The organism is Pantoea ananatis LMG 2665 (genome assembly GCF_000710035.2).
GTDB lineage: Bacteria > Pseudomonadota > Gammaproteobacteria > Enterobacterales > Enterobacteriaceae > Pantoea > Pantoea ananatis.
This window is the reverse complement of the sequence record NZ_JMJJ01000004.1, coordinates 1256035-1268529: the sequence shown is the minus strand read 5'-3', so window position 1 is coordinate 1268529 and position 12495 is coordinate 1256035. Positions and strand designations below refer to the sequence as shown.

Below are 12495 nucleotides of genomic sequence, written 5' to 3'. Positions count from 1 at the left end.
AGCATGAAACGCATTGGTCTTGCACTTTTACTGGCGACGACGATGAGCCAGCCGGCCTGGGCTCTGACGCTTGATGAGGCCCGTCAGTCGGGCCGGGTCGGCGAAACCCTGTCCGGTTATATTGCCCCTCGATCAGACGACAGCGAAACCCTCGCACTGGTTAAACGCATCAATGACGGACGGCGCGCAGAGTACCAGCGTCTTGCCGGGCAGAACAACCTGAAAACCGATGAGGTGGCCCGCATCGCTGGACAAAAGCTGGTCACGCGGGCGGGGACGGGGGAATACGTTCAGGGCATTAACGGGCAGTGGTTGCAGAAATAGCCCTATTGAGCAGGGCGATGCAGGCATAAAAAAACCGGGCTGATGCCCGGTTCCGCGTCAAACAGCATTATCACGCAGTAGCAATCTGCTTAATCGCGTCTTTGGCTTCGCTGGTTGCTTTCGTGGCTACTTCCGGGCCGTAAGCGATGCCTTCAGCCAACACGAACTCAACGTCGGTGATGCCGATAAAGCCCAGGAACAGCTTGACGTAAGGGGTCAGCAGGTCAGAAGGGCTGTCTTTATGAATGCCACCACGGCTCGACAGAATCACCGCACGTTTACCTTTCACCAGGCCTTCCGGGCCCGCTTCGGTATAACGGAAGGTCACGCCAGCACGCGCGATCAGGTCGAAATAGTTCTTCAGCTGAGTCGGGATATTGAAGTTGTACATTGGGGCCGCCATGACGATAACGTCGTGCGCCTGCAGCTCAGCAATCAGTTCATCAGACAGTGCCAGCGCTTCCTGCTGACGCGGTGACAGTGGCGCATCAGAAGGGCGCAGTGCGCCAACTAACTCACCGTCCAGTACCGGAACCGGGTTAGCAGCCAGATCGCGCACGGTGATCTGGTCGCCCTTAGCCTGTGCCTGCTCGATATAGAAGTCTGCCAGCTGGCTTGACTGAGAATAACCCGCAAGAATGCTTGATTTCAGAACGAGTACTTTGCTCATAGTAGTTTCCTGTCTGTTATGCGGAAGGCTTTCCGCTCAATGGTTTACACTTTACAAACATCGGCCTTAGGGTGAAAGCGCAATATTTCGAGAGCTATATTCGAATTAATTGAACAAGCCGGTTTTGCCAACCATCACGGCGTAAAAGGGAATGTGCTATGCTAGGCGCAATTATTAGCGTTAATCAGCGGGTTATCTTAGCACTGTACGCTGAATCCACACCGTCTGAGTAAGGTACGTCACTACTATGTCTTCTCCGGTTTCATCCCCATTAACGCCGCTCTGGTCGCGGCTTGATGCGTTAATGCTGCGTGACCGTCAACGCTTGCAGCGTCGGTTACATGGCGCCAAAAAAATCAAAAATCCCGACGCTCAGCAAAGCATCGCCGCCGAGCTTGAGCAGGATATCATTGTTGCAGAGCGCCGCGTTGCACAACGTGTTGCGGCGACGCCGCGCATCACGTTTCCGGAAAATCTGCCAGTCAGCCAGAAGCAGCAGGTCATCGCAGAGGCGATTCGTGAACACCAGGTGGTTATCGTCGCGGGTGAAACCGGATCGGGCAAAACCACCCAGTTGCCCAAAATTTGCCTGACGCTGGGTCGCGGTATTACCGGCTTAATTGGTCACACTCAGCCGCGTCGGCTGGCGGCACGTACCGTTGCCAACCGCATCGCCGACGAGCTGGAAACTTCGCTCGGTGGCTGTGTGGGTTACAAAGTGCGGTTTAACGATCAGGTCAGCGAAACGACCCAGATTAAACTCATGACAGACGGAATTCTGCTGGCGGAAATCCAGCAGGACCGCATGCTAATGCAGTATGACACCATCATCATTGATGAGGCTCATGAACGCAGCCTAAATATCGACTTCCTGCTGGGCTACCTGCGGGAGTTACTGCCGCGTCGTCCCGATCTGAAAGTGATTATTACGTCAGCAACCATCGATCCCCAGCGCTTCTCTCGTCATTTCAACAACGCGCCGGTGATTGAGGTGTCGGGCCGCACCTATCCGGTAGAAGTGCGCTACCGTCCGGTGGTGGAAGAGGCGGAGGATGTTGACCGCGATCAACTTCAGGCCATCTTCGACGCGGTCGATGAGCTGGGGCGTGAAGGCCGGGGCGACATCCTGATTTTTATGAGCGGTGAGCGCGAAATTCGCGATACCGCCGACGCGCTGATGAAGCGCGATCTGCCCCATACCGAAGTGTTGCCGCTCTATGCCCGTCTGTCTAACAGCGAGCAGAACCGGGTATTTCAGTCGCACAGCGGGCGGCGTATCGTGCTGGCAACCAACGTCGCCGAAACGTCGCTGACCGTACCGGGCATCAAATACGTTATCGATCCCGGCACGGCGCGTATCAGCCGCTACAGCTATCGCACGAAAGTGCAGCGCCTGCCGATAGAGCCGATTTCGCAGGCCTCCGCGAATCAGCGTAAAGGACGTTGCGGGCGCGTGTCGGAAGGGATCTGCATACGGCTCTATGCCGAAGACGATTTCCTGAGCCGTCCTGCCTTTACCGATCCTGAAATCCTGCGTACCAATCTGGCCTCGGTTATTCTGCAGATGACCGCGCTGGGGCTGGGCGATATCGCGGCCTTCCCGTTCGTGGAAGCACCGGATAAACGTCACATTCAGGATGGCGTAAGGCTCCTGGAGGAGCTGGGGGCATTAACCCTCAATGACGACGGACATTACTCACTCACCGGCTCCGGCCGCCAGCTGGCGCAGTTGCCTGTCGATCCGCGCCTGGCGCGCATGGTGCTGGCAGCACAGCAGTACGGCTGCGTGCGGGAAGTGATGATCATCGCTGCCGGCTTATCGATTCAGGACCCGCGCGAACGTCCCGCCGACAAAAAGCAGGCCTCGGATGAAAAACACCGACGCTTTGCGGATAAAGAGTCAGATTTTGTGGCATTTGTGAACCTGTGGAACTACCTGGGCGAACAGCAGAAAGCGCTGTCCGGTAACCTGTTCCGCCGTCAGTGTAAAACAGACTATTTAAACTATCTGCGCGTGCGCGAATGGCAGGATATCTATACTCAGCTCCGTCAGGTGGTGCGCGAACTGGGCATTCCCGTTAACAGCGAGCCAGCGGAGTACAGAGAGATTCACTGTGCCTTGCTGACCGGCTTACTGTCACATATCGGTCAGAAAGACGCCGATAAACAAGAGTTTACCGGCGCACGCAACGCCCGTTTTGCTATCTTTCCCGGCTCTGGACTGTTTAAAAAGCCGCCTAAATGGACAATGGTCGCTGAACTGGTGGAAACCAGCCGGCTGTGGGGCCGCATGGCGGCGCGCATCGATCCCGAGTGGATTGAGCCGCTGGCGCAGCACCTGATCAAACGCAGCTACAGCGAACCGCACTGGGAGAAATCGCAGGGCGCGGTGATGGCCAGTGAGAAAGTGACTCTTTACGGTCTGCCGATTGTGGCTGCGCGCAAGGTGAATTACGGCACCATCGATCCCACGCTCAGCCGCGAGCTGTTTATTCGCCATGCGCTGGTTGAGGGCGACTGGCAGACGCGTCATGCGTTTTTCCGCGCCAATCAGAAACTGCGCAGCGAAGTCGAAGATCTGGAACATAAATCGCGCCGCCGCGATATTCTCGTGGATGATGAAACGCTGTTTGCTTTCTACGACCGGCGCGTGGGCAAGGATGTCGTTTCAGCCCGCCATTTTGACACGTGGTGGAAGCAGGCCAGCAAAACCAATGCTGAACTGCTGAACTTTGATAAGCAGATGCTGATCAAAGAGGGCGCGGATAAAGTCAGCCAGCTCGACTATCCCAACGTCTGGCATCAGGGAAACCTTAAACTCAAGCTGAGTTATCAGTTTGAACCCGGTGCGGATGCCGATGGCGTGACGGTCCATATACCTTTACCGCTGCTTAACCAGGTGGAGGAAGCGGGTTTTGAATGGCAGATCCCCGGCGTGCGGCGTGAGCTGATCATCGCCCTGATTAAATCGTTACCTAAGCCACTGCGCCGCAACCTGGTGCCTGCTCCTAACTATGCTGAAGCATTCTTAGGCCGTGTTACCGCCATGGAGATGCCATTGCTGGATGCGCTGTCGCGGGAATTCCGCCGGATGACTGGCGTGACGCTGGAGCGAGACAACTGGCAGTGGGAACAGGTGCCCGATCATCTGAAAATGACGTTTCGGGTTGTCGATGAGCACAACCGCAAACTTCAGGAAGGTAAAGATCTTGCTGCGCTGAAACGCCTGTTAAAAGGAAAGGTGCAGGAAACGCTCTCTAACGTGGCGGACGATGGCCTGGAGCAGAGCGGTTTGCACCTCTGGAGCTTTGGCGATTTACCGCGCAGTTACCAGCAAAAACGCGGCAGCTATGAGGTAAAAGCCTGGCCTGCTCTGGTTGACGAGAAGGACAGCGTGGGCATCCGCTTGTTTGACAGCGAGCATGAGCAGCAGAAAATGATGTGGCGCGGTCAGCGTCGCCTGTTGTTGCTGAATATCCCGTCCCCCGTGAAGTATCTGCATGAAAAGTTGCCGAACAAAGCCAAGCTGGGGCTGTATTTTAACCCTTACGGCAAGGTCATGGAGCTGATTGATGACTGCATTGCCTGCGGCGTTGACAAGTTAATCGCAGAAGCCGGTGGCCCGGCATGGGAGCAAACGCAGTTCGAAGCGCTAAGGGAAAAAGTGCGCGCCGAACTCAATGATACCGTGGTAGAGATCGCAAAGCAGGTTGAGCAGATTCTGACAGCGGTATTTTCGATTAACAAACGTCTGAAAGGGCGGGTAGATATGACGCTGGCGCTGGCACTGGCGGATATCAAAGCGCAGATGAACGGCCTGGTTTACCGGGGTTTTGTCACCCAGAATGGCTGGCAGCATCTGGCAGATACGCTGCGTTATCTGCACGGCATTGAGCGACGGCTGGAGAAGTTGCCGGTCGATCCTCATAGCGATCGCGCCCGAATGCTCAAAGTGCAGGCCGTCGAGCAAGCGAGGCAGGCATGGTGGAATAAATTGCCGCCGCAGCGTCAGGATGACGCGGACGTGCAGCATATCCGCTGGATGATTGAAGAGCTACGAATCAGCCAGTTTGCGCAACAGCTGGGAACGCCTTATCCGATCTCGGATAAACGCATCCTGCAGGCGATGGAGCAAATCGCAGGCTAGTTGCCGAGACAGCTCGCGTAAAAAAAAGCCCGCACCTTGATGGATGCGGGCTTTTTTATGTGTTCAGATCGTGTAACCCTTCAGGCAACCTACTGGGCCAGCGCTTCAAGCCGGTCTTTAAAGGAGGTCACGGCAATCGCCCGGTTATCCGCAAGATAGCGATCTTTTGCGGCAGGTGCCGAACTCTGCACGGCAATCAGCTGCCAGCCTTTATCGCCTTTCAACAGTAGCGGCGAACCGCTGTCACCCGGCAGCGTATCACACTGGTGCGATAACACGGCACGCTGCGCCCAGCCGGTGATCAGGCAGTCGCTGTGTGAATACAGGCTGTCAAGATGATCGGCAGGGTAGCCAGCCTGAGTCACTTTACGTCCGGCTTCTTTAAGCGCGTCCGTTAAATCACTGCGTGAACCATCAAACAGCGGAATCGGCGTAATGGCAGAAGGGGGATTACGTAAAATAACCAGACCATAGTCGAACGGTGCTGCGCTGCTGGGGACGATCCATCCTTCGCCATCGGCTTTTAGCCTGTGGACCAGAGAAGGTTCAACGCGGGCATCAATGTCGTGGATCTCGTAGCGCCAGCCTTTTTTGGTCGACATAAAGCGCAGCGCGACCGGTTTATCAAACTTGCCCGGTGGCGTCAGTAAACAGTGGCCTGCGGTCAGTGCCAGATGTGGTGAAATAAGCGTTGCGGTGCACAGGTTACCACTTTCGGTTTCCAGTTGACCTATCGCATCCCAGGGCGCGTCGCTGACGTCGGTAATCGCCTGACGATGATCCTTACCAAAAAACAGCATTTTTATTTCGGCAGGCGTCGGTGAATCATCATTATCATCGGCATGAACAACGGCGGTGAAACTGAAAAGTCCAACGATTAACAGGGTAGCCAGGCGCATAGAACTCTCAATAGCGAGAAAAAGAAAACGTTTTTGTTATTACTGAAGTGACATAACTATAGTCAGTGAGCGGTAAAAAAGGGAGTCTTTTCAGTTAATCAGTACGCGACAGCGACTAAATAAAAAAACTGGCCGCGATAACGCCACATAAGATCATCACAATCAGAATAATTTCGAAGCGATAGCGACGGACCATATTAGCCACTCCAGTAAAGAAACACCCGGCAGAACCGGGTGTTTTAATTATTAACGCTTACTCGGAACCCTAAAGGGTGACCTTATTTTTTAGCGGCTTTTTTGTGGTGCTTTTTAGCAGCCTGGGCTTTCTGAGCTGGTTTAGCTTTGTGGTGTTTTTTAGCGGCCTGGGCTTTCTGGGCTGCTTTAGCTTTGTGGTGTTTTTTAGCAGCCTGAGCTTTCTGGGCTGGTTTAGCTTTGTGATGCTTTTTAGCGGCCTGCGCTTTCTGAGCGGTATCTTTCTTAGCGACTTTCTTTTTAGCCGCCTGAGCTTTCTGCGCGGTGTCTTTCTTCACTGCTTTTTTCTTAGCAGCCTGAGCTTTCTGTGCAGCTTTATGGTGCTTCTTGTGAGCGGCAGCTTTGTGTTCGGTCTTAGCAGGTGCAGCGGTAGTAGTAGTGGTAGCAGCAGCGGCTGGAGCAGCAGTTGTCTCGGCAGCGAAAGCAACTGAAGACAGACCCATGGCAGCGGCGATTACCAGTGCAAATAATTTTTTCATTGCAAAACCCTCGGACTATTTTTTCATGTGTAGCCCACTGCGGGGCCGGTGAAATGACTATATGAGAAAATAACAGGCGCGTCCGTGGGTCATTGGTATCGCCGTGTAACCGATTGTACAAAGTGGGCGGGGGGAAGTGAAAGGCGGCCTTCAGGCCGCCTGCTACCTTAACTGTTCAGGTAACGCTGCTCAAGATGTTTGCGGAAATAGTCCGGGTTCAGCGCCTCTCCCGTGGCATTAAGCATCAGCTGATCGGTAGAGAAACGGCTGCCGTGTTGCCAGATATTCTGTTGGAGCCAGTCAAAAACGGGCTGCAGTTCGCCATGCAAAATCAGCTCTGCCGACTGTGGAATCGCTTTTTGCAAAGCCTGGAACAACTGAGCCGCGTACATCGCGCCCAACGTATAGGTCGGGAAATAGCCGAACGCGCCATCGGTCCAGTGAATATCCTGCATGCAGCCGTTGCGGTAATTCCCGCGCGTATTAATGCCCAGAGACTGCTGCATTTTCTCATCCCAGAGTGCGGGGATATCCTCGACCTCAATCTCACCTTCGATGAGCGCACGTTCAATTTCATAACGCAGAATCACGTGGGCCGGATAGCTCAGCTCGTCGGCATCCACGCGAATCAATCCGGGTTTTACCTGCTGAGCTAAACGCACAAAGTTATCAGCCTGCAGTGCCGGTTGCGCCCCCATCTTAGCGATCACCTGCGGCAGGATGCGTTGCAGGAACTGCGCGCTGCGGCCCAACTGCATTTCCATAAACAGACTTTGTGATTCATGAATGGCGGTGGAGCGCGCCAGTGCCACCGGCTGGCCCCGCCACTGTTTGGGCAGGTTTTGCTCGTAACGGGCATGGCCGGTTTCATGGATCACGCCCATCATGGCACTCAGAAATTCATCCTGATTGTAACGGGTGGTGATGCGCACATCGTCGGGGACACCGCCGCAGAAAGGATGCGCACTGATATCCAGCCGACCATGGTTAAAATCAAAGCCCAGCTCGGCCATAATGCTCAGCCCCAGCTCGCGCTGCGCCTCAATGGGGAATGGCCCCTGAGGGGGTAACTTGGGTTCTTGCGCCTGTTTTTCCACCACCTGTTGCAACAGCGCCGGTAGCCAGGTTTTTAACTGTCCAAACGTCTCATCCAGTCGGGCGCTGGTCATCCCCGGCTCAAAAACATCGAGCAGGGCATCGTAACGGGAACAGCCATTGGCTTGCGCGCGCAGTTGCGCTTCCTCACGACTTAAGCGCACCACCTCTTTCAAATTTGTGGCAAAGCCCTGCCAGTCATTGGCGGGACGCTGGCTGCGCCAGGCATGTTCACAGCGCGAACCCGCAATGGATTTTGCTTCGACCAGTTCGGCAGGCAGTAAGGTCGCCTGGGTCCAGGCGCGACGCATCTCGAGCAGGTTGGCGCGCTCTACATCATTGAGAGACTGCTGTTCTGCCTGCTCAAGCCAGTCACCCAGGCGCTTGTCTGTCAGGATCTGGTGCTGCAAAACACTCATCTCCGCCAGCGCTTCACCCCGCGCCGCACTGCCTCCTGGTGGCATCGTGGTCTGCATATCCCATCCGGCAATGGCGCTGACGTGGCTGAAACGCGACAGGCGCTGAAAAGTGGCACAAAGTTGTTGATAAGCTGAAGTCACATAATGCTCCTGAATGAGTTAACGTCGGGGCAGTTCCCGAAAGGGAAGATCCAGCGGCCAGCAAAAGCGAACGCTGGCCCCGCCTAGCGGGCTGGTTTCAATAGAAACCCGGCCACTTAATGCATGGGCAATAGAGTGAACGATGGCAAGGCCAAGCCCACAGCCCCCGGTGGCGCGGTCACGGCTTGGGTCGAGTCGTACAAAAGGTTCAAATACGCGTTCACGTTCATCAAGGGGAATGCCCGGGCCATCATCTTCGACCTGCAGGTTCCCCAGCGCACCATCAAACCACAGGCTGACCCGCAGGCGCTGACCGGCATAACGCAGTGCGTTATTGACCAGGTTATCCAGTACGCGCTCCATCAGTCGGGTATCTGAAATCCCGTAGTTTTCACGCTGGGGTAAATCAAGATCGATCTGTGTCTCCGGGTTTATCGCCCGGAAATCTTCCATGCGCTCACGTAACCAGTTCGCCAGATCCAGCGACTGCAAATTAAGATCGACGCGGGGCCGGTCGAGACGGGCATAGGTCAGCAGCTCTTCAATCAGGCTTTCTAACTGGCTGACATCGCGGTTTAATGCCGCTGACTCCGCTTCGGTCAGGTTGTCGCTCATCTCCAGACGATAGCGCAAACGTACCAGCGGCGTTCGCAGTTCGTGGGCGATGCCGTCAATCAGCTGTTTTTTACTGGCGACCAGCGTATTAATGTTTTCCGCCATTTGGTTAAAAGCCACGCCGACCCTGAACAGGCTAGAGGTGCTGTCGAAGTGCGTGCGGACATCAAGCTGTCCCTGACCAAAACGCTGAGCCGCGTGCTCCAGCCGCAGCATCTCTTTCCAGTGCGGACGTAGCCAGATAAAAACCGGCAACCCCAGCGACATCCCGATAAACACCACCAGGGCCATATCCAGCAGGCGCATCTGGTGCAGATAAAACAGGTAAGGGATTGGCCCAACGGTCAGAACGTAGTGGCTGCGGGGAATGTGCTGCAGGAAAGTGTATTTATCATCCAGCGCCACGATTTCGCCTGCGCGCAGCCGGCGCAGTTCATTTTCATCCAGTTCAAACTTACTCATTGGCTCAATATGCAGCTCAAACGACAAGCCGAGATCGAGACTCTTAATCGTCTTATTCCAGTCCCGTGGCGGGATCTCACGCAGTTCGCTGCGGATCAGATAGAGCGAACTGGCCATCAGGTCGTTCATTGACTGGCGACCGGCACGCTCGGCGGTAAATTTGTAAACCAGCCCGACCATTAGCGACATCACCAGGAAACAGACAAACAGCAGCAGGTAGAACTGAATAAAAAGTTTTTTCATACCGAACGCGTGTCCCAGGCCTGTGGCGCAAACAGATAGCCTTTATTACGGATGGTTTTAATACGAAATGGCTCGGTGGCGCTGTCGTGCAGCTTTTTGCGCAGGCGCGAAATCGCTACGTCAATGCTGCGATCCATCCCGTCGTAGCTGACGCCGCGCAGCGTTTTTAGCAGCGCGTCACGGTTCAGAATTTGCCCGGCATGGCTCGCCAGCACCCAGAGCAAATCGAAATCTGCCGTAGACAGGGCAATGTTTTCGTCAAACAGCACGACCTGACGATTGAGCGCATCAATCGTCAGAGAGCCAAAGCGTAACATGCGATTGTTTTTCGCTGGCGCCGGGGCTTCTTCGCTCTGGCCCTGCTGGGACTGGCGCAGATGCAGGCGCAGTCGGGCCAGCAACACCGCAGGGGGCGCCGTTTTCAGGATATAATCCTGGGCGCCCATCTCCAGCGCCAGGATATGGTTCATGTCGCTGTCGAGAGACGTGAGCAGGACAATCGGTCCCTGCCAGTTCGCGCGTAAGTCACGACAGATTGACATACCGTCTTTGCCTGGCAGCATGATATCCAGCATGACCAGGTCGGGCTGCTGCTCGACAATAGTGGCTTCCGCCCGATCGCCGCGCGTCTCCACAATCACTTCAATATCATGTCGTCCAAGGTAAGCGGCAATCAGCGAGCCCACTTCCGGTTCATCTTCAACGTAAACGATTTTGTGCATGATGCTTTCTAACGTAAAAAGGAGGGGTAAAGCATAACTTTTCCTGACGCAGAGCTCTATGCAATCACACGAAATATCCTTGAGTAACTGGGATATATTCCGCAAAATAGACAGTCATTAACCCTGCGTTTAACGTGTGTTCCGGATTCATTGTGATCACCTTGAGGAGCCAAAGTGTTTGATAAAGAGCTGGCATCAGCGGTATACCGCGATCGCATCTGCTTTAATTACAGTGATTTCCTGTCGGCATCCTGTAAAAAACGATGGAGCTTTGTGGATGCAATCTACGGCGTACTGCCTATATTTGGCATGGTGACACGCAAATCTGCGCACAGCTTACAGGCGAGTGAAGATCATCTTAAAGAATTAGCATTACAAATCATTTCAACGCAGGTCAGCGATGAAATCAACATAGCCCGTTTGATCACGCTTGCCGAGCAGCAACACATTTCTCGCTTCGATATTCAGCTTCCATACCCGCTGTCAGACAAGCAGCTTGAGGCTATTCATGAAGAATACCCTAAGCCTGTAGCACTGACACAGCAGGATGACCTGCTGTGTGTCGTACTGGATCAGGCGCACTAGGCAAGCAGTTCCCACATCGCAGGAAGGGTTGCCGCCACGATCAGCATCATGGCAACCCGTTCGACCGGTTTCAATGCCACCTCATGCCCGCGACGGCGCGCAAAAATAAACAGTAAAATACCCGGCGCATAGAGCACCACTGACGTAAACAGATGCAGCGGGCCTGACGCATACAACAGCCAGATGCCATACAGGCTGGCGCCCACACCGACGGCCAGCGCCCAGGGTTTTTGCTGTCCTTTCACCACTTTAATCAGATAAAGTCCGACCAGCAGGTAGGGCACCAGAATCATTTCAGAGGCAATGGTGAGCAGCGTGTTGTAATCTGCGCCGGTCAGGGCAATGAGGATCAGGCAAACCTGAATACTGCCGTTTGTCAGCCATAACGAGGCGGCAGGCGCGTTGCGGGCGTTCTGCCGGGCAATACTGCGTGGAAACGCACCCTGCTGTGCGGCAATAAAGGGCACTTCAGCCGCCATGATCGTCCAGCTCAGGTAAGCCCCGCACACGGAAATAATCAGGCCCACCACAATAATGGCGTTACCCCAGCTCCCCGTCAGGCGCGTCATCAGGCCCGCCATGGAAGGATTCCGCATTTCCGCCAGCTCCGCACGGGGAACGATGCCCAGTGACAGCAGCGTCACCAGCAAATAGACCAGCAGGGCAGCCAGCACCGCCAACAGCGTCGCGCGTCCGACATCCTTTTTATGCTTTGCACGAGAGGATACAACCACCGCGCCTTCCACGCCGATAAACACCCACAGCGTGATCAGCATGGTCTGCTTGACCTGTTCCCACAAGGGGACGCCCAAACTGAGTCCGGAAAAATCGAAGTGAAACCGGTCATAATTGAAGGCCAGTACGGCCAGCACAACAAACAGCAACAGTGGAACCAGTTTGCCAAGGGTTGCCAGCAGGTTGATGCTGGCAGCGGTTTGCACCCCGCGCAGCACCAGCCAGTGAACCAGCCACAGCAGCACCGATGCGCCCAGCATCGCCTGCCAGGTGTTACCGTTGCCAAAAATGATCCGATCAGGCGTATCCGTAAAGAAGCTCAGCGCAGAAAAAACGATAACCAGGTAGGAGACGTTAGCGATAACCGCACACAGCCAGTAACCCCACGCGGAACAAAATCCGGTCAGTTCGCCAAATCCGGCGCGGGCATAGGTAAAAATCCCGCCGTCCAGTTCAGGTTTCAGCCGCGTCAGTAACAGCATCGCCAGCGAGAGGAAGATAATCCCCGCGCCCGTGATCAGCCAGCCGATCAACAGCGCCGCCGGACCGGCGACCGCCGCCATATTTTGCGGCAAGCTGAAAACACCTGCGCCCAGCATAGAGCTGAGAACCAGCGCTGTCAGGGCACTGAGGCCTAATTTTTTCTCCAAAACGTTCTTCCTGCTAGCATAAGTGGCTGGATGACCAGCATAAACACAACGTTATAT

Annotated in this window: 11 protein-coding genes; 3 read left to right on the top strand and 8 right to left on the bottom strand. The window is 54.9% G+C overall.

The genetic code is table 11. The features are described 5' to 3' along the window. The first annotated feature begins 3 nt into the window (after window positions 1–3). Complete coding sequence (locus tag EL29_RS07690) at window positions 4–324, top strand: YdbL family probable chaperone protein (RefSeq protein ID WP_013025885.1); 321 nt, start codon at window positions 4–6, stop codon at window positions 322–324. Window positions 325–394: 70 nt separating this feature from the next. On the opposite strand, the gene azoR is transcribed toward EL29_RS07690, so the two are convergent. Next, window positions 395–994 carry an FMN-dependent NADH-azoreductase gene (gene azoR, locus EL29_RS07685; RefSeq protein WP_013025884.1) on the bottom strand — a complete coding sequence of 200 codons (600 nt, stop codon included), beginning with the start codon at window positions 992–994 and terminating at the stop codon, window positions 395–397. Between the two features lie 247 nt (window positions 995–1241). Here azoR and hrpA point away from each other — a divergent pair, with 247 nt between their 5' ends. Next, window positions 1242–5141, top strand: a complete 3900-nt coding sequence (hrpA, locus tag EL29_RS07680) for an ATP-dependent RNA helicase HrpA (RefSeq protein ID WP_028715183.1) — start codon at window positions 1242–1244, stop codon at window positions 5139–5141. Between the two features lie 89 nt (window positions 5142–5230). Here the strand turns inward: hrpA and EL29_RS07675 are convergent, their stop codons facing one another. The 6 genes from EL29_RS07675 to rstA form a co-directional block, all read right to left on the bottom strand. Next, the gene (locus EL29_RS07675; protein ID WP_013025882.1) at window positions 5231–6040 is read right to left on the bottom strand and encodes a trypsin-like serine peptidase; all 810 of its coding nucleotides are present in this window, start codon (window positions 6038–6040) and stop codon (window positions 5231–5233) included. A gap of 115 nt (window positions 6041–6155) precedes the next feature. Then, on the bottom strand, window positions 6156–6236 hold the full coding sequence (gene ydgU / locus EL29_RS23510) for a small membrane protein YdgU (RefSeq protein WP_013025881.1): 81 nt from the start codon (window positions 6234–6236) through the stop codon (window positions 6156–6158). Window positions 6237–6318: 82 nt separating this feature from the next. Then, on the bottom strand, window positions 6319–6771 hold the full coding sequence (gene asr, locus EL29_RS07670; RefSeq protein ID WP_029571422.1) for an acid resistance repetitive basic protein Asr: 453 nt from the start codon (window positions 6769–6771) through the stop codon (window positions 6319–6321). A gap of 167 nt (window positions 6772–6938) precedes the next feature. Then, window positions 6939–8426 carry a carboxypeptidase M32 gene (locus EL29_RS07665; RefSeq protein WP_028715182.1) on the bottom strand — a complete coding sequence of 496 codons (1488 nt, stop codon included), beginning with the start codon at window positions 8424–8426 and terminating at the stop codon, window positions 6939–6941. 18 nt (window positions 8427–8444) lie between these two features. After that, window positions 8445–9746 carry a two-component system sensor histidine kinase RstB gene (rstB, locus tag EL29_RS07660; RefSeq protein WP_013025877.1) on the bottom strand — a complete coding sequence of 434 codons (1302 nt, stop codon included), beginning with the start codon at window positions 9744–9746 and terminating at the stop codon, window positions 8445–8447. After that, a complete protein-coding gene (gene rstA, locus EL29_RS07655) occupies window positions 9743–10468 on the bottom strand; it encodes a two-component system response regulator RstA (RefSeq protein WP_014593781.1) in 726 nt (241 codons plus the stop codon). Before rstA ends, rstB begins: the two co-directional genes overlap by 4 nt. Before the next feature lie 174 nt (window positions 10469–10642). Between rstA and EL29_RS07650 the strand changes: the two genes are divergently transcribed. Continuing rightward, window positions 10643–11053: a hypothetical protein gene (locus EL29_RS07650; RefSeq protein ID WP_028715181.1), complete on the top strand. Its 411-nt coding sequence runs from the start codon at window positions 10643–10645 to the stop codon at window positions 11051–11053. Here the strand turns inward: EL29_RS07650 and EL29_RS07645 are convergent. Beyond that, on the bottom strand, window positions 11050–12438 hold the full coding sequence (locus tag EL29_RS07645) for a basic amino acid/polyamine antiporter (protein WP_015700238.1): 1389 nt from the start codon (window positions 12436–12438) through the stop codon (window positions 11050–11052). The two genes, EL29_RS07650 and EL29_RS07645, sit on opposite strands and share 4 nt — an antisense overlap. Between the last annotated feature and the right edge of the window lie 57 nt (window positions 12439–12495).